The sequence below is a fragment of the Lysobacter sp. Root690 genome, from assembly GCF_001427785.1.
Classification (GTDB): Bacteria; Pseudomonadota; Gammaproteobacteria; order Xanthomonadales; family Xanthomonadaceae; genus Lysobacter.
This window is the reverse complement of record NZ_LMHM01000017.1, coordinates 324,425-345,561: the sequence shown is the minus strand read 5'-3', so window position 1 is coordinate 345,561 and position 21,137 is coordinate 324,425. Positions and strand designations below refer to the sequence as shown.

General features: G+C 66.6%; 22 protein-coding genes and 2 tRNA genes. 11 read left to right on the top strand and 13 right to left on the bottom strand.

Annotated elements, in window-relative coordinates; all coding sequences use genetic code 11:
• Window positions 1-214 precede the first annotated feature (214 nt).
• The 11 genes from ASD86_RS22055 to ASD86_RS22005 all read right to left on the bottom strand — a co-directional run bounded on the left by ASD86_RS22055 (window position 215) and on the right by ASD86_RS22005 (window position 9,169).
• Window positions 215-988 (bottom strand): Crp/Fnr family transcriptional regulator, encoded by a 774-nt coding sequence (locus tag ASD86_RS22055; protein ID WP_056115899.1) that lies wholly within the window; start codon window positions 986-988, stop codon window positions 215-217.
• Window positions 989-1,249: 261 nt separating this feature from the next.
• Window positions 1,250-1,594 carry a RebB family R body protein gene (locus ASD86_RS22050; RefSeq protein WP_056115897.1) on the bottom strand — a complete coding sequence of 115 codons (345 nt, stop codon included), beginning with the start codon at window positions 1,592-1,594 and terminating at the stop codon, window positions 1,250-1,252.
• A gap of 122 nt (window positions 1,595-1,716) precedes the next feature.
• Window positions 1,717-2,040, bottom strand: a complete 324-nt coding sequence (locus ASD86_RS22045) for a RebB family R body protein (RefSeq protein ID WP_056115894.1) — start codon at window positions 2,038-2,040, stop codon at window positions 1,717-1,719.
• A gap of 60 nt (window positions 2,041-2,100) precedes the next feature.
• On the bottom strand, window positions 2,101-2,871 hold the full coding sequence (locus tag ASD86_RS22040; RefSeq protein ID WP_056115891.1) for a hypothetical protein: 771 nt from the start codon (window positions 2,869-2,871) through the stop codon (window positions 2,101-2,103).
• A complete protein-coding gene (locus ASD86_RS22035) occupies window positions 2,872-3,132 on the bottom strand; it encodes a hypothetical protein (RefSeq protein WP_056115886.1) in 261 nt (86 codons plus the stop codon). It lies immediately after the preceding gene.
• Window positions 3,133-3,180: 48 nt separating this feature from the next.
• The gene (locus ASD86_RS22030) at window positions 3,181-5,508 is read right to left on the bottom strand and encodes a hypothetical protein (protein WP_056115883.1); all 2,328 of its coding nucleotides are present in this window, start codon (window positions 5,506-5,508) and stop codon (window positions 3,181-3,183) included.
• Window positions 5,509-5,610: 102 nt separating this feature from the next.
• Complete coding sequence (locus ASD86_RS27555; protein ID WP_235567874.1) at window positions 5,611-6,012, bottom strand: hypothetical protein; 402 nt, start codon at window positions 6,010-6,012, stop codon at window positions 5,611-5,613.
• A 622-nt stretch (window positions 6,013-6,634) separates the two neighbouring features.
• Window positions 6,635-6,868 (bottom strand): RebB family R body protein, encoded by a 234-nt coding sequence (locus ASD86_RS22020; RefSeq protein WP_036109032.1) that lies wholly within the window; start codon window positions 6,866-6,868, stop codon window positions 6,635-6,637.
• A gap of 191 nt (window positions 6,869-7,059) precedes the next feature.
• Complete coding sequence (locus ASD86_RS22015) at window positions 7,060-7,617, bottom strand: RNA polymerase sigma factor (protein WP_200957289.1); 558 nt, start codon at window positions 7,615-7,617, stop codon at window positions 7,060-7,062.
• Between the two features lie 476 nt (window positions 7,618-8,093).
• Entirely contained in the window at window positions 8,094-8,606 is a 513-nt protein-coding gene (locus ASD86_RS22010; RefSeq protein ID WP_056115880.1) for a hypothetical protein, read from the bottom strand.
• Window positions 8,603-9,169: a sigma-70 family RNA polymerase sigma factor gene (locus tag ASD86_RS22005; protein WP_036109036.1), complete on the bottom strand. Its 567-nt coding sequence runs from the start codon at window positions 9,167-9,169 to the stop codon at window positions 8,603-8,605. Before ASD86_RS22005 ends, ASD86_RS22010 begins: the two co-directional genes overlap by 4 nt.
• Before the next feature lie 242 nt (window positions 9,170-9,411).
• Between ASD86_RS22005 and ASD86_RS22000 the strand changes: the two genes are divergently transcribed.
• Window positions 9,412-9,735 (top strand): DUF6249 domain-containing protein, encoded by a 324-nt coding sequence (locus ASD86_RS22000; protein ID WP_056115876.1) that lies wholly within the window; start codon window positions 9,412-9,414, stop codon window positions 9,733-9,735.
• A gap of 101 nt (window positions 9,736-9,836) precedes the next feature.
• Complete coding sequence (locus ASD86_RS21995; RefSeq protein WP_082578618.1) at window positions 9,837-10,919, top strand: polysaccharide deacetylase family protein; 1,083 nt, start codon at window positions 9,837-9,839, stop codon at window positions 10,917-10,919.
• A 37-nt stretch (window positions 10,920-10,956) separates the two neighbouring features.
• Here ASD86_RS21995 and ASD86_RS21990 read toward each other — a convergent pair whose 3' ends face one another.
• Complete coding sequence (locus ASD86_RS21990) at window positions 10,957-11,391, bottom strand: Lrp/AsnC family transcriptional regulator (RefSeq protein WP_056115873.1); 435 nt, start codon at window positions 11,389-11,391, stop codon at window positions 10,957-10,959.
• 129 nt (window positions 11,392-11,520) lie between these two features.
• Between ASD86_RS21990 and ASD86_RS21985 the strand changes: the two genes are divergently transcribed.
• The 8 genes from ASD86_RS21985 to ASD86_RS21950 all read left to right on the top strand — a co-directional run bounded on the left by ASD86_RS21985 (window position 11,521) and on the right by ASD86_RS21950 (window position 18,051).
• Entirely contained in the window at window positions 11,521-11,883 is a 363-nt protein-coding gene (locus tag ASD86_RS21985) for an antibiotic biosynthesis monooxygenase (RefSeq protein ID WP_056115869.1), read from the top strand.
• 98 nt (window positions 11,884-11,981) lie between these two features.
• A complete protein-coding gene (locus ASD86_RS21980; protein WP_056115865.1) occupies window positions 11,982-12,545 on the top strand; it encodes a cysteine hydrolase family protein in 564 nt (187 codons plus the stop codon).
• A gap of 1,053 nt (window positions 12,546-13,598) precedes the next feature.
• Window positions 13,599-13,668: transfer RNA gene (locus tag ASD86_RS21975), tRNA-OTHER, on the top strand.
• A tRNA-OTHER gene (locus ASD86_RS21970) sits at window positions 13,669-13,738 on the top strand. It abuts the tRNA gene before it with no gap.
• Between the two features lie 426 nt (window positions 13,739-14,164).
• The gene (locus ASD86_RS21965) at window positions 14,165-15,295 is read left to right on the top strand and encodes a slipin family protein (RefSeq protein ID WP_056116515.1); all 1,131 of its coding nucleotides are present in this window, start codon (window positions 14,165-14,167) and stop codon (window positions 15,293-15,295) included.
• A gap of 139 nt (window positions 15,296-15,434) precedes the next feature.
• Window positions 15,435-16,313: a hypothetical protein gene (locus ASD86_RS21960; RefSeq protein ID WP_157477009.1), complete on the top strand. Its 879-nt coding sequence runs from the start codon at window positions 15,435-15,437 to the stop codon at window positions 16,311-16,313.
• A 4-nt stretch (window positions 16,314-16,317) separates the two neighbouring features.
• Complete coding sequence (locus ASD86_RS21955) at window positions 16,318-17,538, top strand: RtcB family protein (RefSeq protein ID WP_056115857.1); 1,221 nt, start codon at window positions 16,318-16,320, stop codon at window positions 17,536-17,538.
• Window positions 17,539-17,766: 228 nt separating this feature from the next.
• Window positions 17,767-18,051, top strand: coding sequence for a hypothetical protein (locus ASD86_RS21950; protein WP_056115854.1), 285 nt, complete (start codon window positions 17,767-17,769; stop codon window positions 18,049-18,051).
• 160 nt (window positions 18,052-18,211) lie between these two features.
• On the opposite strand, the gene ASD86_RS21945 is transcribed toward ASD86_RS21950, so the two are convergent.
• Window positions 18,212-19,123, bottom strand: coding sequence for a DMT family transporter (locus ASD86_RS21945; RefSeq protein WP_056115850.1), 912 nt, complete (start codon window positions 19,121-19,123; stop codon window positions 18,212-18,214).
• Between the two features lie 348 nt (window positions 19,124-19,471).
• Between ASD86_RS21945 and ASD86_RS21940 the strand changes: the two genes are divergently transcribed.
• Complete coding sequence (locus tag ASD86_RS21940) at window positions 19,472-20,893, top strand: PLP-dependent aminotransferase family protein (RefSeq protein ID WP_056115848.1); 1,422 nt, start codon at window positions 19,472-19,474, stop codon at window positions 20,891-20,893.
• Window positions 20,894-21,137 lie beyond the last annotated feature (244 nt).

Genomic DNA, 21,137 nt, shown 5'->3' with positions numbered 1-21,137 from the left:
GGGGGATTTGCTTTTGCTGTTGCTTTTTCAGGAGCAAAAGCGAATCCCCCCTGCCCCCCTTTTGCAAAGGGGGGAACAGCAAAGGCGGATGCGCTGGAGCTGGAGCTGGCGCTGGCTCGGGAGTCGAAATTTGCATGATCGGCGCATGCACAATCATTCGACCTGAATGCGGCGACCTCAACGCCAGCGCCCCATGACCCTCGGCCCAAACCACTCAAGCATTGTGCCGAGCCACCGCCGTGCGCGCGCGCAGGTTCGGTCGCTGCGCATCGCGCCCCAAGTACGCCTTGCAACGGAACTGATCCATGTCGTTGATGCGCAGGATGTTGCGCTTTCGGCTGACCAGTCCGCTGCGATGCCAGGTCTGCAACTGCGCGTTCAACTTCGGCCGGCTGGCGTTGACCATCGCCGCGAGGATGCTTTGGGTCGGCGGCAACGCGACTTCGAAATCGTCGCCGCGCTGACGCGATTGCGAACGCATCAGCGACAGCAGATAACGCGCCAGGCGCGATTCCAGACGATGCAGGCACATCGTCTCCAGACTCTCCACCGCCTGGCGCAAGCGCACGCACAGCGAGGTGTGCGCGCGTTCGATCACCACCGGGTCGGCGATCAGGCTGGCGAAATGCCGGCGCGACAACAGCAGCACCCGGGTCGGGCTGTACGCCACCGCGGTGAAGGTGTGCGCGTGCGTGTCGAGCAACGGCATTTCGTCGACCGTCTCGCCGCTTTCGATGGTGTCGACGATCAGTTCCTGGCCGTCGGGGCCGTATAGCAGCTTGTAGATGCGGCCATGCACGACGAAGGCGAGGAAATCGCTGGAATCGTTCTTGAAGAACAGCGCGTCGCCTTCTTCCAGATTCAATTCGGTGCAGTGGCGGGCGACGTGATCGAGCAGCGCGGACGGCAGGCCGCGCAACAGGCCGCAGCGGTCCAGGCCCCAGCGACGCCGGCGTACCGCGATGCTGTCGTCGGATGTCAGGCACATAGCGGCGGCCACGTGCCGCGGCAGGCGGTGAAATGAGAGCGACCGATGCGGTCGCGGCGATCATAACGGCCGCGCCCGCGGCCGGTGGCACGTTCCATAACGCCCCCTGTGGACGTTTGCGTTCGGGATCTGCGGCGAGTGCGACGTCCGGCAAGCGGAGCGTTCGTCTGCAGTTGTGGCGGCATTGCCACGATGCGCGTCTCGGCGGAGCCGGTACGATGCCGGCGCCTCGCGGCGGCCCGGCATCGGGTGTTGCGCGACTTACGGGCCGTACGGATTGGGACTGGACTTGAACGACTTCAGCACGGTCATCAGGCTGCTCAGATTGTCGGACACGCCGGTCTGGGCGATCTTCTCGGTGGCACCGGCCGCGGCGGTGGTGTCGACGGTGTAGATCTGCATCACGCCCTGGTTGGCCGCGGCCTGCGCCAGCGTGTTCTGCTGCTGCTGAGCGGCGATCGCGTTCTCGAACAGGATGCCGGTCGAATGCGCCGAGGCCTGGAACATCGAGCCCATCGCGAAGGCGGGACCTTCGGCGATGACCTTGACGTTGGACTGGGTGACGGCGTCGGTGATCTGATTGTTGACGGCGGTGGGATATGCCATGGGTGAATCCTCGTTTGCGGTAGTCGGGAAACCTGCAGGCGGAGATGCAGGCTCGACTCAGATCATGAGCGAGCCGGCATCTTCGATCCGACCGATGCGGTCAGACCGCCGCCGCGCGCGGCTCAGGGCTTGAATGCCTGCAGCACGGTCAGCAGGCTGGTGAGGTTGTCGGACACGCCGGTCTGGGCGACCTTCTCGGTGGCGCCGGCCGCGGCGGTGGTGTCGACGCTGTAGATCTGCATCACGCCCTGGTTGGCCGCGGCCAGCGCCAGCGTGTTCTGCTGCTGCTGCGCGGACACGGCGTTCTCGAACAGGATGCCGGTGGAGTGGGCCATCGACTGGTAGATCGAACCCATCGCGAAGGCCGGCGCTTCGCCGATGACCTTGACGTTGGACTGGGTGACGGCATCGGTGATCTGGTCATTGACAGCGGTAGGGAATGCCATGTGAAGCTCCTTGGGGTAGTGGGGTACGGCCGATGCCGTACGTAGCTGAAGAACGAGTCATCAATCGCGTTGTGAAGCCGATGCAGGCGCCTTGGCGGCATTGTTGTCGTTGTTGTTCTGCTCGGGTTTTTCAGCGGTTTTTCCGCTGTTTTCCGCAGTGCCGCGCGACTCGTCCAAGGACGCGGAATCGGATTTTCTGGCCAGCAGGCCGCTGTCCTGCGCGGCGTCGATCACCGCCTGCAACTGGCTCGCGAGCGGGCCGAACTGTTGCTGGAAGCAGGCATCGACTTCGCGCTTGATCAGGCCGGTGAGCTGATCGGCGATCTGCGCGATCAGCGGATCGGTGCGCGGCGCCTGGTTGGCGTTGGCGCCGGCGCCGGCCGCGGGTTTGGGCGGCCGCAGATCATCGAGCGATTGCGCGCGCTCGACCGCGCCGAGTACCGCCGATTCGGCGGCGCGCTCGGCGCTCGCATTGCCCAGCACGGTGACCTGGGTGCGGCTGAGGTGCTGATCGATCAGGTTCTGGATGCGTTGTCGGTCCAGGTCGATCGCGCGGCCGGCCGGGCGCCGCGCCGCGCCGGCGGACGCCTGGGTCGCCTGGGTCGCCTGGCTGGCCTGCATGCGCTGCTGCGCCTCCAGCATGGCGATCGCGCCGCGCACGCGGGCGCGCTCCTCGGCGCCGAGCTCGATCCCGAGCCAGTCGCGCGCGAACTCGGCGAACTGGATGTCCAGCGCGGTGGCGGCCGGTTCGGCGCCGGGCGCGGTTGCGGTTGCGGTTGCCGCGGATGCTGATGCGGCCGATGACTCAGGCGTGGATGCGGTAACTGACATTCAGCGCCCCCCCAGCAGACGCGCCAGCGCCTGCAACACCTTCGGATCGGCCAGGCGCGCGATCAACTCGTCGAAGGTGCGGTCCGAGACCGGCGCGGTCGCCGCGGCCGGCGTCGCCGCGGGCTCGGCGCCGGCCGGCGATGCCGAGGCGGCGGCCGTCGCCGCTACCGCTACCGGCGCGACCTGCACGGCCTCGGCGGCCGGCCGATCGAACAGACCTTCCAGTTCTTCATGCAGCAGATAGTGCAGGCTCTCGTCCATTGCGAACTCCGGTCTTACAAGGGATGCGATACGCAATGCGGCCGCCGATCAGGCCGAAGCGCCCTGCGCGAGGACCGCGCGGGTGACGGTGACGACCGACGCTGGCGCCTTGTAGCCGGCGATGGCGGCGGCGGTCTGAGGCCCGCTGTCGTTGCCCGCCAGCGGCCCGACCGTGGTCTGCCAGTAGGCGGCGGAGATGGTGGTCACCAGCGCCTGCAACTGCTTGCCGACCTCGGCCGCGCCTTGCGCGGACGTATCGAACGGCGCGATGTTGTAGGCCAGCAACAGCACGCAGCGCAGAAATTCGTCCTGCACGTTGGTGTGCTCGACGCCCTGCGCATCGGAGCCCAGCAGGTACGAACGCCAGTTGATGAACAGGTTGAGCACCCGCGCCAGCGCCGCGAACCACACGCTGGGCGAGGTGTTGGCGCCGACCATCGCGGTGACCAGTGCCGAGAAACTGGCGTAGCTGGTGTCGGCGTTCATCGCCTGCGCGACCGGCCCCAGCGCCGCGTTCAACAGCGCCGAAATTTTCGCCTGGCCCTGCTGCAGCAGGTCGGCGAGGGTCTTGGAGGAGCGCGCCAGGGTCATCAACTCGCTGACCTGGGTCTCGTTGAGCGCCTGCAGGCCCGTGAACATCACCTTGTCGGTCACCGTCCTGAGCAGATCGGTGTCGACATAGCCGTCGAGGTGGCGGAAGCCGCGATTGAGCCGGTAGCCCTCGACCGAGGCGAACAGGCCGGACGCGCCGGTGATCGAGTTGCTGCCCAGGTTGGTGTCGAAGGCGATCAACGGATAGCGCGCGGCGACGAAGCTGCGGTAGTAGTAGGCGTGACCGAGGCGGAAACCGAGCAAGGTGCCCGAGGCGGTCAGCAGTTGGTAGTAACTCTGGGCCTGCGCCGCGGGCGGTTGCGCCGGGGCCGCGGGGGCTTGCGCCGGCGCCGGCGGAGACTGATCCAACGATTCGCACAGCGCCATCATGTTGCGCTTGCCGGCGTAGGCGACCAGTTCCTGGGTACGCACGCTGTTGCCGTCGTAGCGGCGCAGGGTCAGGCCTTCGACGGTCAGCGAATCGTTGCGGAACATTTCGTCGAACAGGCCCGACACGCCATTGTCCTTGTGCGCATGGGTGCCGGCGGTGCCACGGGCGTTGTCGGCGCGCCGGCCCTGCGCGGCGATCTGGCAAGCCAACACGTACTGCGCGTAGGCGCGGTAGAACTCCGGGCCCGGCAGATGCCGCGAATAGGCCATCGCATAGCCGATCGCCGAGCGGTTGTCGGCCGCAACGCCCATGCCCTCGCCGCAATGGATGTGACTGACCAGTTGCAACGCGCGCGACTGGTCGACGTTGCCGAAGAACTGGGTCAGCTGATCGGCCTGGGCGCTATTTTGCGCAACGAGGAAGGAGAACAGCTCGGTGTAGTTGCCGACCTTGTTCTCGCTGCCCAGCAGGTCGATGCCGATCAGCTCGTTCAAGCTCGGGTCCTGGAACAGCGGCAGGATCTTGGTGTTGAGCTCGTACTCGAGCGCCTTGTCGCCGGCGTACACCGTCGCGGTGTGCGCGAGCAGCTTGTAACAGGTCTTGCGCGCCTTGTTGTAGGCGCTGAGCACCGCGTTGGCGACGCGCACTTCGTCTTCGCCCATCGCCAGCTGCGCATGCGCGATGCCCTCCTGCTCGAGATAACGCAGGCTCATCGCTATCCATTGCAGGTAGCGCTCTTCGCCACCTACTTCGGCGCGCAACTTCTTCATCGCGAACGAGCGCATGCGGTACGCGTCGTCGAACGGCGTGTACTTGCTGGCGCTGTAGATCTTGTCGTTGAAGTAGCGCAACAGCGGCATCAGCGCTTCGATCGGTCGCGGCTGGCCCGGCGGCGGCGCCACGGCCAGCCGTTCCAGCGCGCTGCGCACGGTCTTGTACAGCACCGGATCGGTGGCGGCGGCATCGCGCACGGCGTCGAGCTTGAGCTGGTTCGCCAGGCAGACGCAGGCGATATAGATGTCTTCGGCGATGCACTCACCCCGCTCGTAACGCGAACGGTTGCGGCTGGCGGCCAGGGCGGCCAGCGGATTGCTCTCCTCCATCAGCATCAAGGCCTTGAGGAACAGCGACAGTGCGCCGCGTTCGGGCTGCTGCTCGTCGAGCGTGCCGCCGAACAGCCCGGCCAGGGTCAGCTGCTGGCCCTTGATCACGGTGACGGTGACCTTGGTATCGACCGTGACGCCCTGGTCCTGCACCTGGTAGGTGATGTCGAGCGGGAAGGCGTCGGTCGCGACCGCGGCCTCGTTCTCGACCGGCAGGATGCCGCCGAAGTGGCTGTGGTAGTCGAAGCGATAGCTCGGCAGGGTCAGCGCGGGCAGCGAGAAGTAAGCCATGATCGGGATCCTTTGCGGTTATCGCGGCAACACCGGGCCATGGCGCGGGCCGGTGCGGCCCGCGCGTGCGCTGCGGCGAGTTGTGTGGGTGAACGAAGTCGGTCAGGAGCTCTTGCGGTTCTGCAACAGCGTCGAGTACTTGGCGATGCTCTGGTCGATGCGGTCGATCGCGAAGCCCGCCGATGCGGCTTCCATCGCGCCGGCCGCCGCGGCGACGGCCGCGGCCGCGCCCATGAAGACGTCGGTGGCGAGCACGCCCAGCGCATCTTCGGCGGCTTGCTCGACGTTGCCTTCGATTAGGTCCTGGGTCATCTGCTTCATCAACACGCCTTGGCTGGCCAAAGCGATCTTGGTGACGCCGTCGAAGTACGCCGCCGCCGATTGCGCGACCAGGCCGGCGGCCTGACTGATCATCATGTCCGGTCCGGTCGCGATCTGAGACGGCGCGTACGACGCGGTTTCGGCGTTGGTGAACACCACCGCCTGCACGATCTGCTTGTTCAAGGCATCAGTCGGCGCGCCGTTGCCGCCACCGGCCTGGGCCATCGCGAGACTGCGCGACGCGGACAAGGGCGAGGGCGGCGGTAGCGATGACGCGGCTGTGGCGGGCGATGCCGATGCGGACGTTGCCGATGCGGACGTTGCCGATGCGGGCGATGACGACGACGACGGCGAAGGATCGGATGCGGTCGACGCGGCCGCCGGTGACGCGGGCGCGGCGGCGGCGGAGCTTGCGCCTGGCGCGGCGGCGACCGGCGTGGATGCCGACGCTCCGGCCGACGCGGCACTCGCCGCATCGGTGGTCGCAGTTGCTGGCACCGCGGCGGCGACGTCGTTGGGAATGGTGGCCGCCGACGCGGTGTTGGCTACATCCGCATCGCTTGCTGCCGCGGATGCGGTCGTGGTCGCCGCCGGCGTACTCGGCGCCGCGGCCGCGGGTGTCGGCGCGGGCGCCGTGGCCGCAGACGCGGCCGGCGCCGCGGCCGCAGACGCGCCGGTCGCATTGGCGGCGGACGTCGTGGTGGGATTATTGCTTCTGCCGAACCGTCTCATCGCGTCGCTCCTGCGCGTTCGTGCGGACGCATCGGCTCACTGCCCGTTCGCTCGCGCGTCACCGCCATGGGGCTCATGGCTTGTCACCGACCGCCATGATCATCTGCACCGCCTTGGACACCACCGCGCTCGAGATCTGGTTGAGCACCTGCTGACTGTGGACCGCGTTCTGCAGGGCCAGTCCGGTGGAGTGGCTCGATACCTGGTACAGCGAGGCGATGGCCTGCGCGGGCGCTTCGGCGACCACCTTGACGTTGGTCTGTGTGACGGCGTCGGTGATCTGCGAGTTGACGGGTGTGTCGGCCATGAGCCTGTCCTTGAAGAAGCGGTGGTGAGGGAATCGGCACCACCGGCGCCCTGTGGCGCTGATCGGTGCGGCTTTCTTTATCGATGTAAACGGTGGAACGCGGTCCTGTCGGCGTTGTGAATCGCGATTTGGCGACCACGGCCACGCCGCGACGACGCGATACGAGGCGAACCGATCGGCGCGATGCCGCGTCAGTCGCGCGTCATCGCCGACTTGATCCGGTTGCGCAGCAGCTCCACGCGCTTGCGCGCGAGCGGCTGGTTGATGTGCAGTTTCTCGGCGATCACCGGATACGGCAGATCGTCGATGAAGCGGTAGGCGAACAGGCGGCGCTGATCGCGGCTCAGGCGCGCGACCGCGTTGACCACGCGACCGAGCTGCTGATCGAGTTCCAGCTTCTGCAAGGCCGACAGGCCGTCGTGGGCGAAACCGTTGCTGTCGCTGTCGATATCGCGATGGCGGTCGAACACTTCGCGGTCGCGTCCGCGCCGGCGCACGCTGTCGAGAAACACATGCCGCAGCACCACGAACAAGAACCCGCACGGGTCGGTGATGGTCTGCGGCGAGCGACGCATGAACAGCAAGGCCTTGATCGCGGTATTGGCCAGCAATTCCTCGGCGCGATCGCGCTGGCCCTCGGCGAAACGGCGCGCGCGCGCTTCCAGTTCCGGCAGGCTCGCCCGCCATGCGTTGGCGAACATTTCATCGGCGGCCTTGAACTGGCCGCGATCCATCTTGGGACGTTCCATCTGTCGACTCTCCTGTTTTGAAGCATGTGCAGGCGAGTCTGGTGAGGGGGTCCGACGATGGCTGTTACTTGGGTGACACGCGCCGACGGCTAAGCGCGGCGAACTGCGCACCCCGTCGCTATACCGAAATACAAGTGGTTTTTCGCCGCCGCGCGCGAGTTCGCGAACGCGCGCGCGTCCTGTGCGAGCGCCTTATCGCGTTGCGCGCGCGTGTGCGAAGCGCGCGGTCGTTCGCGCGGTCGTTCGCGCGGCGCTCGCCGCGTTCGGGTGTCAGGGGCTTGCGCGGCGGATCGGACGGCAGCGAGCCGCATGCGCCGCGGCGGACACGCGACCACCGTCGCGCGCGGCGATCGCGACGATCGAACCGCGCGCGAGGCGTCTGGATGGGATGGCCGGAACATCCGGCCGTATCGAGGACGAGGGCCCGCGGCCCCTCAGCGATCACTCAAGGCGATGCAGCCAGCGGATCGTGGGCCTCAGGCCGCGTGTCCGCCACGGCCGCGGTCCAGGCCGACGACGCGCGCGACGCCGTCCCAGCCCCAGGTCAAGGCGCAGCAGGCGACCACCACCGGCCCCCACGACAACGCGCCCTGCGGCAAACCCTGCGACACGCCTTGCAGCATCGCCGGCAGCCAGCCGGCGCTGCTCGACCAGGCGAACCAGACGCCCGCCAGCACCAGAGCGCCGAGCAGCAACTGCTGCAGATAGCGTTCGACCCGGTCGTTGCCGGTGGCGACGGCCTGGGCGCGGCGCGCGACCTGTTCGGCGAAACCGAACGGAATCGGCTCCATCACCGGCGCGCGCAGCGCGCGGGTGAGCAGGCGGTACTGGGCCAGGCGCGGATCGTCGCCGGCCATCGGCGCACCGGCGCGTTCCTCGCGCTGGGCGCGTTCCTGCAACTGCCATTCGCGTTCCATGCGCGGGTCGTCGAACCCCGGCGCGGCGGCGCGGTCGCTGGCGGTTTTATCGTCGAAGGTCTTGCGGTTCATGCGAATTCTCCCAACCGGGCTTCCAGGCGCTGACGCAGTCGCGCGCGGGTTCGGAACAGGTGGCTCTTGATCGTACCCTCGGCCAGGCCGGTCATGGCGGCGATCTCGCCGATGGGTACTTCTTCCAGGTGATACAGGGTCAGCAGTGTTCGCTGCAACGGCGGCAGAGCCTCGATCTCGGCGTGCAGGCCGGCGGCGACTTCCTCGTCGGCGCAGGCCGCTTCCAGGTCGAAGCCGTCGCTGACCATATCCAGCGGCGACAGCGCGTCCTCGTCGTCGGCCACTTCCACGATCGGGATGCGCTTGCGTTCCAGATGGCGCTTGGCCACCGAGTAGGCGACCTGGCCGATCCAGGACTTGAGCGCGCTTTCGTGGCGGTACTGATGCAGGCACTGGTGGACGCGCAGAAACGCTTCCTGACACAGCTCGCGGGTGTCGTCGGGGTGGCGGACCATGCGCTGGATGATGTGCCAGCACAGCCCTTGGTACTCGCGGACCAGGCGCTCGAAAGCGCCCGGCGTCTGGGCGAGCACGGCAGCGACCAGGCTGCGGTCGTCGTTCATGGTGTAGGACCGGTCATCGCACTGAGGATGCGGCGGGGGCGCCGCCGGTTGCAGTGGCGGTCGCACCGATGTGCGAATGATACCTGTCACCCCTTCCCGGCCCCCGACGGCTAGCGGCCGGGATCGCGGCAGGCCGGCAACGCGCCGGCCCATGGACCGGGTGGACCGGGGACCGGACTGCAACCGATCGCCGCGGCCCCGTATCCATTGCACCGAGACCCGAACCCACCGAGACTGCCGCCATGCCTGGAATCCTTGTCCCCATCACCCTGTTCGTCTGCATCGTCTTCGCGATCAAGATCGTCGTCGAGGCGCGTTTCCGCAGCAAACTGCTGTCCACCGGCGGCGCCGAAGAGCTGTTGCGCTCGATGGCCCACGACGAAGACATCCGCCGCCGCCACGGCGCCTTGCGCTGGGGCATCGTCATGGTCCTGCTCGCGGTCGGCTTCGGCATCATCGAAGGCGCCGGCTGGAACGACGCGACACCCGGCACGATCGCGGTGCTGCTCGGCGCGGTCGGGCTCGGCAATCTGGCCTACTACTTCATCTCGCGCAAGTTGGACTGACGTCGCAACTCCACGCCTTGCGCGCCCGATCCGGGCCGCAAGGCGGTTTGCAGGCGGCGCGGAGGCGGCGATGATCGCCGCTTCCCGTCCCGGAACCGCGCATGCGCCCGCCCGCCCCGCTCCCTCGCCTGCCCGGCCGCCTGCTGGCGCCGCTGCTGGCCTCCGTGTTGCTCGCCGCGCAGCCGTTGGGCGCCGCGATCGCCAGCTCCAATTCCAATTCCAATTCCAATTCCGGCTCCGGCTCCGGCTCCGATCCGAAAACCGGCGCGAACGCCGAGCGTGACAAGACCACGCCCGATCGCCGCATCGTCATGACCATTGACGATCTGCCCTGGGTGCAGTTGCCCGGCATCAGCACCGCGCAGGCCCTGCCCGGCCATCGCCGCCTGGTCGCGGCGATCAAACGCGCCGGCATTCCCGCGATCGGCTTCGTCAACGAAGGCAAACTCGAACACGACGGCAAGCTGCAGCCCGAACGCGTGGCGATGCTGAGCGACTGGCTCGACGCCGGCGCCACCCTGGGCAATCACACCTACGCCCACGCCGACCTGCACGCGGTCGGCCTGCCGGCGTATCAGGACGACATCCTGCGCGGCGAACGGCAACTGCGCCCGCTGTTGCAGGCGCGCGGCCAACAACCGCACTGGTTCCGCCATCCCTATCTGCGCGCCGGACGCAGCGCGCAGGACAAGGCCGGGCTGGAGCGCTTCCTGAGCGAACACGATTACCGCATCGCGCCGGTCACGGTCGACAACTCCGACTGGATCTGGGCGGGCGCGTACCTGCATGCCGCCGACGCCAAGGACGCCGCCAAGCTCAAGGCCCGGCTGCGGCGCGAATACGTCGCCTACATGGGCGCGAAAATCGATTACTACGAACAGCAGTCGATCGCCCTGCTCGGCTACAACCTGCCGCAGACCTGGCTGATCCACGCCAATCTGCTCAACGCCGACACCTACGGCGACCTGGTCAAGATGGTGCAAAAGCGCGGCTATCGCTTCATCGGTCTCGCCGAAGCCATGCGCGACCCGGCCTACCAACGCGCCGACGCCTACACCGGCCCGGCCGGACCGAGCTGGATTCACCGCTGGGCGATCGGCGAGAAGAAGCCGGCGAGTTTCTTCGGCGATGAACCCGAAGTGCCGGCGTGGGTGATGACGCTGGCCGATCTGGAATCGGAATAACCGCGTCCCGCATCGTGGCGACGCGGGCCAGCGGCGGTTACAAGCGATCCAGCGCCGTGCGCAGCACCGGAATCGTGGTCACGTCGTCCACGCCCTTCATCGCCGCGACCTTTTCGCGCAGGTCGGCCAGCTCGCCGGGCGTGCGCGTTTCCACCAGCACCATCAGGTCGGTCTCGCCGGCCACGCTGTGGACCAGCCGCACCTGGGTCAGCTCGACCAGCAACGGCACCACATCGTCGCAGCTGAAGCCCTCGCCGTAACGCAGCAGCAACCAGGCCCGCAGCGGATCGCCGCCGCTGCCGAGCCGCACCGTGTACTGCGCGATCACGCCGCCGGCTTCCAGCCGTTGCAGCCGCTCCTGCACGCTGCTGCGCGACAGCGCCACCGCCTTGGCCAGCGCCACCGTCGACAGCCGCGCGTTGTCCTGCAGCAGCGCGATCAGCTTGCGGTCCACATCGTCCAGGGTCTTCATCGGCGGCGGCTCCGGTTGCGCGGCGCGTGCGGATGCCCGGCGGCGCCGGGCGAGACCGGCATTGTGCCGGGTTGAGACCGGCGCGGGCGAACACGCACAGTGACCGTGGTTTCCCGATCCGGCCCGCCGATGTCCGCCTCCGCCTTCGCCGACCTGCCCGCCCCGCCGTATTACGCGGTGATCTTCTCCTCGCAACGCAGCGCGCACGACGAGGCCGGATATGACCGCGCCGCGACGCGCATGGTCGAACTGGTGCGCCAGCAACCCGGGTTCCTGGGTTTCGAATCGACCCGCGGCGCCGACGGCTTCGGCATCACCGTCGCCTACTTCGACAGCGAAGCCGCCATCCGTGCCTGGCGCGAGCACGCCGAACACACGGTCGCGCGCGATCTGGGCCATCGGCTCTGGTACCAGCGTTTCGAGCAGCGCGTGGCGATCGTGCAACGCGCCTATGGCGGGCCGCGAAGTGCGCGAACCGACCTGGACGAATGAAAGGCAAGTCGACGCGTTGCGCATCGGACCTTCGCCGCGACCTCCCGGATCAGCGCGACACACAACCTCATCCATCTCAACGAAGCAGGCACCGAACCATGATCGATCCGCAACGCACCGCGCTGATTCCCATCGACGTACAGCGCGGCTTCGACTATCCGCCGTGGGGTCCACGCAACAATCCACAGATGGAAGCAAACGGCCAGCGCTTGTTGCAAGCCTGGCGCGCGAAGAGCCTGCCGCTGATCCACGTTCGCCACGACTCGATCATCGACGCATCGACCCTGCACCCCTCGCATCCAGGCAATGCGTTTCGTCCCGGCTTCGAACCGCTCGCCGGCGAGGCCGTGGTCGGCAAATCGGTCAACGCCGCCTTCATCGGCACCGACCTGGATCTGCGCCTGCGTCGCCTTGGCATCGACACGGTCGTGCTGTTCGGCATCAGCACCGACATGTGCGTGTCGACCACCGCGCGCGTCGCCAGCAACCTCGGCTATCGCACCGTGGTGATCGCCGATGCGTGTTTCTGTTTCGATCTGGTCGATACCGATGGTTCGGTGATCCCCGCCGACGCGGTGAGCCGCGCGCATCTTGCTACGTTGCGGGCGGAGTTCGCCGAAGTGATGAATGTCGATGACATCGTCGCGATGATCGGAGTCTGATGGCGATGCCGCGATGATCGAGGCCTGACGGCGCTGTGGTGATCATCACGATCGACGACAGCGTCGCATCAACGCCGCCCGAAAACCTCGATGCGCTTGCGCGCTTGTCTCCCTCTCCCGCTTGCGGGAGAGGGCCGGGGTGAGGGCAACAAGCCGAAGCAAAACCCCTCCAGCTCGTCATTCCCGCGAACGCGGGAATCCAGTGTCTTTGTCGTGACTGCACGAAAGTCGCTGGATTCCCGCATTCGCGGGAATGACGGCCTGGAAAGTTATGTCGGCATCGGCACCTTCGCCGATACGGCATCGGCATCCAGTCGGCGGGTGCATTCCGAGCGCCGAAGCTTAGCGCCGAGCGCTTAGTGTCAAAGTAAAAGCCAAAGCTAAAATCAAAGTCGAACAATTCTCCGACTTCCCATGCACGACACATCAACGCATCCGCCCAAACAAAACCACTCATAACACGACGAACGGTCTTGCATATCGATTTTCCCGCGCGTATTGTTCGCGCCCATCGTCCACCCACTTCAGCGAACCGACCGCCACCCATGCATTTCAGCGCCTACATCGCCAAGCAGAACGCCACCGGGCCCGCGTGCCTGGGCATGCGCGACTGCGCGCGGTCGCAGCGCGGTCGCATCGACTTTCTGCACACGCCGGACTGACTCCCTTTGCCACGGGAGATCGGTCGCCCCGATCTCCCGAGGAACGCGAACGCCCTCGGTTCACCACCGGGGGCGTTTTCGTTTCAGCGCTCGCAAAGGAACTGCCGTAACCCCTTAAAACAAGGCATACGCACAAGGCCCCGAAGCATCGCATTCGCAGGGGTTAAGCCGTCGAGGCGCTTGTAGCGCTGTACCCCGGTGCTTCGGTACGGGCGGTGCGTGCGTGTGACAACGAACGGGCGCATGCGCCCCAACCCATTGCCGTGTGGCGACACACGGCAATACGCAGCATCCGATGAAACGCACTACAGCGGTACGGGTTCGCAGCCCGTCCGGTGCGCGCGGCGTTGCCGTGGCGTATGCCGAAGTGCGTGGATGGGTGTTGCGCCTCAGGAAGGTAGCTCAGCCAGGTAGAGCAGCGACTAGTGCGCGGGTCGTCGGTTCGAATCCGACCCTTTCTATTGGATATAGCTCAGTCGGTAGAGCGCGGCATTCATGCTGTTGTCGCGGGTTCGATTCCCGTTATCCCAACTGCCTTCCAGCAGTTTGTACGGAACGAAAGTTCCAACCCAGGAAACGCCCCGTGCGGTGTTTCGCCAAGCGTCGCTGATACAGGACGCGCAACGGACACCGCAGCGACGGCATCGCCGGACCCACGCCCGCGAGGCGCGGGAACGGCGCGGCGAACGCATCGCGACAAGGATCGTCACGATGCCCGGCCGCACCGGCTCCGCGTTCAGCACGCGCGGGTTTCGCGATGTCGGCGTCAGGGGCGTTTCCAACTTATTCAGTTCGCCGCGCTTTGCGACGAATCCCTTTCCAGGTTGCGTGCGCATCGCGTACGCGACGACGTACCGCTGCGCCTTGGCGCAACGCCACCCGCGCCGCCGCGACAACCGATTCGGTCGCGACGGCCATCACCACGGATCGGATCACCAGAACCTCAAGGAGATCGTCATGTTCTGGATCAAGAAGGTCGTGGTCGGCGATGCCGAGCGCGTCCTGGTGTACCGCAACCGCCGCATCGAGCGCGTGCTCTGCCCCGGTGTCCATCGCATCGGCGACTTCAAGCGCGAGCTCGAGCTGTCGCCGCACTCGATCGTCAACGCCGAATACGCCGGCCGCGACGCCGAGGCGTTGATCGCCGGTCTCGGCCCGCGTTTGCAGAACCACTTCGTGCTGGCCGACCTGGGCATGCAGGAGATCGGTTTGATGCTGCGTAACGGCCGCGTCGCCGATGTGCTGCCGCCCGGCACCCGCCGTCTGTACTGGAAAGGCCTGGCCGAGATCGGCATCCACACGGTCGCGCTGAGCGACGGTCTGGAAGTCGAGCGCGACGTAGCCAACGCGCTGCGTCAGCTCAGCTACCTCGACAAGGTCGCGGTCGCCGGCGTGGTGCCGACCCAATCGGCCGGCCTGTTGTTCGTCGACGGCACGTTCGTGCGCCGTCTCGAGCCGGGCGCCTACGCGTTCTGGAACGTGCGCAAGAACGTCGCGGTCGAAGTGATCGAGTTGCGCGTGCAATCGATGGAGGTCTCGGGCCAGGAATTATTGACTCGCGACAAGGTGTCGTTGCGCGTGAATCTGGCCGCCAGCCTGCGCGTGTCCGACCCGGTCGCCGCGCGCACCCAGGTCGCCAAGTACCTCGATCACGTCTATCGCGAGTTGCAGTACGGCCTGCGCAAGGCAGTTTCGGCCAAGACACTGGACGAACTGCTCGGCGACAAGGCCTCGCTCGATGCCGACATCTTCGGCTACGTGCGCGGTCAGGCATCGCAGGTCGGCGTCGAGGTGCTGGGCGTCGGGGTCAAGGACGTGATCCTGCCGGGCGAGATGAAGGAGATCCTCAACGGCGTGGTGCAGGCGGAGAAGACGGCGCAAGCCAACGTGATCCGCCGTCGCGAAGAGGCGAACGCCACCCGCAGCCTGCTCAACACCGCCAAGCTGATCGAGGACAGTCCGGTGCTGATGCGCCTGAAGGAACTCGAGGCTTTGGAAAAGATCACCGAGAAAATCGACAAGTTGACCGTGTTCGGCGGTCTGGAGGGAGTCATGAAGCAATTGGTCAGCCTGAAGGGCAACGGCTGAACGCAGGGCCGGACGGCATCGCCGTCCGGATTCCGATAGCGCGTCGGCCGTATGCGAAAACGCGAAGGCCGCTCCGGTGGAGCGGCCGATATGTCGCGCCGGATAGCCGGCGTGACGCTATCTGTCGGAACAAATTTGTATGCGTAACGATATGTACAAAGTGATCGTCGAACGGCCGCGGCGCGGCGGCAGCAATACGCCACGCGCGCGTCCCCCACGCGATCCGGACGATCAACCGAGCCACGAAGCGATGAAGTATCGCTATATCAGTCGCAAATGGCTCAACGAAAACCTGCGCCCGCTGCAACGCTACCTGGAACGTCAGGTCGGGCGGCGCTGGGATTTCGTCTACTCGGAACTGTGCGCGCGCGTGGATCGGCGCAATACCGTGCAACAGCACATCCACCAGCATCTCGAGGATTTCGTCGCGATGCAGGTGTTCGATATCAAAGGAACGAGGTATGTGATGCAGAACTGGCGCGGCATGCAACCGCTGGCCGAAGTCCGGCACGAACTGTACGTGGACCCGGACAATGGCTGCCTGATGCGCAACGAAGCGGCGATCCGTCTGAGGATCGAACGCCATCGCGAGCATCGCCTGGCGGTGCATGCGCGTCAGGCCGAATGGGAGCCGGGTGTGCGCAAGCTGGACGATATGACCCAACTGCGCCGGATCGACGGCATCTGGTATCGGATCGAATTGAAGCCGATGCCTGCGCCACCGCTCGCGCCCGGCCCGGAACGCCGGCCACGCACGCTGCCCAGGACCGACGTCTACGACGCGGTGATGCATTGTCTGGCCAAGAACTGCGCCAGCGCGCGCTGGCGCATGTACGGCAACAGTTCGGTCTACGCGCACCGAAAGCTGCAGCTCAGCCAGGCCGAGTTGAACGAACATCGATTGAACAACGACACCAGCGCCGATTCGTACGTCGAGACCTCCGGTCGCGACACCCGGCACCGGCGTTCGCGCAAACACCGCGCGCCGATACGAAGCGGCGCGCGTCCCAAGGACTAACATCATGAACACCTCAAGTTACGAACTGCTGCACGCCGAAGAAGGCTCGGTACCGGTCAAGGCCTGGGTCCGCGGCGTGCCCGTGGACGAGGGCGCGCGGCGGCAACTGCGCAACATCGCCGCCCTGCCGCACGTCGGCCCCTGGGTCGCGGTGATGCCCGACGTCCACCTGGGCAAAGGCGCGACCGTCGGTTCGGTCGTGCCGACCCGCGGCGCGATCATCCCGGCAGCGGTCGGCGTCGACCTCGGCTGCGGCATGGCCGCGGTGCGGACCACGCTGCGGGCGGAGCAATTGCCCGACAGCCTGGCCGCGTTGCGTTCGGCGATCGAGCGCGTGGTCCCGGTCGGCAACGGCCGCGGCGGCGAGCATCGCAAGCGTCCCGACCGCATCGAAACCCGCCTGGCCCACTCCGGGCTGGCCGGGCAACTGGACCGCATCCACGACAAACACCGCAAGCTGCGCACCGACAAGTTCGACAAGCAGATGGGCACGCTCGGCGGCGGCAACCACTTCATCGAAGTGTGTCTGGATGAAGCCGGCTTCGTCTGGGTGATGCTGCACTCGGGTTCGCGCGGCACCGGCAACCTGATCGGCAGCTACTTCATCGAACTGGCCCGGCGCGAACTGGAAAAGCGCGTGCTCGGCTTTCATGTCCCGGACCGCGACCTGGCCTTCTTCCTCGAAGGCGAGCCGCTGTTCGACGACTACGTCGAAGCGGTGTCGTGGGCGCAGGACTACGCCCGCCACAACCGCGAGGCGATGATGGAGCGGGTGCTGCACGCGATGCGCGCGCAGTTGCCCAAGTTCCAGTTGGAGAAGACCGCGGTCAACTGTCACCACAACTACGTGCAGCGCGAGGAGCATTTCGGCGAATCGTTGTGGGTCACCCGCAAGGGCGCGGTCAGCGCTCGCGCGGGCGAGCTCGGCATCATCCCCGGCAGCATGGGCGCGCGCAGCTACATCGTGCGCGGCAAGGGCAACGCGGACAGCTTCCACAGCTGCAGCCACGGCGCCGGCCGGGTGCTCAGCCGCACCCAGGCGCGGCAGCAGATCACCCTCAAGCAACACCGCGAGGCGACTGCCCACGTGGAATGCCGCAAGGACGCGGCGGTCATCGACGAATCGCCGGCGGCGTACAAGCCGATCGAAGCGGTGATGGCCGCGCAGGCCGATCTGGTCGAGGTGGTCCACACCCTGCGCCAGGTGGTCTGCATCAAGGGTTGAAGCGCGCTTCGTCGCGCTTGCGACGCCGCCTTCGGGCGGCGTTTTTTTTGGCGGCGATGGGTCGGGCCTCTCCGCCTTTTGGCGGAGACGTCGAGATGCGGTGAATTTCGAACGCGCGTTTGCGACATCGCTCGCGCTTTGTCTGTGCGCTGGCGACTTTTCGTAACCCCTTTGGAACGCAAAACCGATATCGTCCTAATGCAAGAGCAATGCCAACGGACTTCGCTCATGAGCTATCGCCATTTCGACAGGATGTCTTCTGAGCGCGCCGATCAAGAGTGCGAACCCTGCCTGTCGGCCGCTGCCGCGGCGGCCGCGATCTCGCATCGCACCCGCGAACTGGCGATCACCTACGGCATCGGCGCGCGCCTGCATCACGGCGAACGGCACTGGGACGATATCCGCGAAGAACTCGCGCGCGGCTGGGATCGGCTGCGCGGCAACGACCGGGTGCCGTGGCAGAACGTCGAAGGCGATGTCGAAGGTGCATGGCGCTTGGTGTTGGCTGACTGAGCGTCGTGCGGCGCCGCTGTGGCGATGCCTTAAATTCCCCGCCGGCGCGTCCCTGCACCGAACGAGCAGAACAAACGTCTGCTGATCCGCGCGACTGCGCGAATCGGGTCGAGTAAGTCGTGCATCGCGAGAGTGGGCATCGCGACAGCCAGCGGAGCGATCAGGCGCTGACCGCCACCGGGCGACGCCGCCACTGCCATTTAAGGTTGACCCCGAGCGTGCCGAGCACGATCAACGCCACGCCCACGCTCTGCACCGGCGCCAGCGTGCGTCCGTAGACGAGGTAGTCGAGCAGCAATGCGATCACCGGGTAAATGAAGGCCAGCACCGCGATGGTCGCGACCTGCAGCCGCGGGTAGGACGAATAGAACAGCACGTAGCACACGCCGCTGTGGATCAAGCCGAGGCCGGCCAGCCAGAACCAGTGAATGCCCGGCGTCCACACCGCCGCGTAATCGGCGAACGGCGCAAGCATCGCCACGCCGACCAGGCATTGGATCAGCACGACCGCGAACGGCCGCTCGCGGCTGATCCGGCGCGACAACAGCAACGACGCGCCGCACAGGATCGCCGCGACGAAGGTAAGGCCGACCCCGATCAGATAGCCACTGCCGGCGCTGTTCCACAGCTTGAACGGATCGGCCGAACACAGCACGCCGACGAAGGCGATCGCGGTCCAGCCCAGATCGGCGGCGCGGGTGCGCTCGCCGTAGAACATCGCCGCCATGCCCAGGATCACGAACGGAAAGAAGTGGTAGACCATCGTCGCCACGCCGATCGACGAACGCGCCATGCCGGCGAACAGCGCGACCCAGTTCAGCACCAGCAACACGCCGCTGACGATCGCCGAACGGATCAGCGCGCGTTCGCCGAGCAGACCGCGGAACAGGCCGCGCGCCGAGCCCCACACGATCAGGAACGCGCAGCCGAAGATGCAGCGGAACAGCACCGCGGTGATCGCGTTCTGTCCGCTCTCGTGGACGAACACGCCGACCGAGCCGATCAGCAGTTCGGCGATCAGCAACTGGATCAGGGCGGTTCGCGATTCGGCGGGGGTGGCGCTGGGGCTCATGGCGGTCGAAGCGCGGGAGGCTTCGTGGGAGGGGGAAGCTCAGGTTAGGGCCGGGCCGCGGACCGATACAGATTCAGTTAGGATGGATTTTGACCGGTACAGTTTGGTCGTACCTGGACACCGGCAGTTCCCTCTCCCGCTTGCGGGAGAGGGTTAGGGTGAGGGCAGGAAAATCAGGTCGATAACCGTATCGGATTTGTTTGGTACGTGCTCGGATCGCAGTTGCACCGCTGCGCCGGCCCCTCACCCCAACCCCTCTCAGCTCTGCACTTCCTTCGGTCGCCGCACGCGGGAGAGGGGCTCGTTTGCAGCTGGCTTTCCATCGCTTCAGTAACACCGGACCACCCCATGACCCACGACCTGCTCTACGAACGCCTCGCCGACCGCATGCGCCGCCAGATCCAGCGCGGCGTGCTGCGCGCGGGCGAACGCCTGCCCTCGCTGCGCCGGCTCGGGCGCGATCAACGCATCAGTCTGGCGACCGCGGTCGAGGCCTATCAGCAACTCGAACGCGAGGGCCTGATCGAGGCGCGGCCGCGTTCGGGTTATTACGTGCGCGCCGCGGCAACCGCGCCGCCGCGTGGATCGCGCGCGCGCCATCTGTCGCGCACGCCGATGCCGGTACGCAATCCGGCTTTGCTCGGCGTGCTCGACGTGCAGTCGCGACGCGATCTGGTCCCGCTGCATACCGCGACTCCGGCCTCGTCGCTGCTGCCGACCGCCGCACTGGCCGCCTCGGTCGCGCGCGCGATGCGCCGCGATCCCGAAACCGCGCTCAGCTACACCGTTCCGCAGGGATTGCCGCAACTGCGCGAACGCATCGCCGAACGCTACGCGCAGTGCGGCGCCGAGATCGATCCGGACGAAGTCATCATCACCGCCGGCGCGATGGAAGCGATCAGCCTGACCCTGCGCACCGTGACCCGCCCCGGCGACATCGTGATCCTGGAAACGCCGACCTACCACGGCCTGCTGCAAGCCGTAGCCGCGCACGGCCTGCGCGTGCTGGAACTGCCGAACCACCCGGGCCGCGGCATCGACCCAACGCAACTGCGCGAATTGCTCGAACGCCATGCGGTGCGCGCGGCCTTGCTGGTACCGAGTTTCAACAATCCACTCGGCAGCCTGACCGGCGACGAGGCCAAGCGCGAGATCGTCGCGGCCTGCGCCGCGCACGGCACCGTGGTGATCGAAGACGATCTGTACGGCGAACTGGCGTATTCGGGCGAGCGTCCGCCGCCGCTGCGCCGTTACGACGACGGCGAGCACGTGGTCACCTGCAGTTCCTATTCCAAGACGCTGGCGCCCGGCCTGCGGGTGGGTTGGATGCTCGGCGGACGACGACGTTCGGAATTGCTTCGCACCAAGAGTTTTTCGACCGTGGCCACGGCGACTCTGCCGCAGATGGCCTTGATCGATTTCCTCGCCCGCCACGACATCGAGCGCGGGTTGCGCCGGCTGCGTCGTGCGCTGGCCGGCAACGCGCAGGCGTATCGGCAGGCGGTGCTCGACCATTGGCCCGAGGGCAGTTGCGTATCGGAACCGGCCGGCGGCATGACCTTGTGGGTTGAACTGCCGCCCGAAGTCGATGGGCAGGCCTTGTTCGAAGCCGCGCTGGCCAAGGGCGTCGGCATTCTGCCGGGGCATCTGTTCTCTAACCGCGGCGATTACACCCACCATGTGCGGCTTGGGTGCGGGCATGTGTGGGACAAGACGATCGAGTCGGCGCTGCGCACGGTGGGTGAGGTAGCCAAGCGGTTGCAGAGTTAATAGCGATGGTAGCGGCGCGATTCGACGGCTCGGTCGTCACTTCGGATATGAGTCGCGAAGCTCCCGCCATCGCGGGATGACGAGAGCAAAAGCAAATCCCCCACGTCCGCTTCGCGGCCGTTCGCCCACTTTGTCAAAGGGGGCAACAGCAAAGGCCGCGACGATTGGAGCGAAGTCGCACGCAGCAAAAAGGCCGCGCAAGGCGGCCTTTTTCGTGAACTTTTATCTCACAGCGAATCCAAAA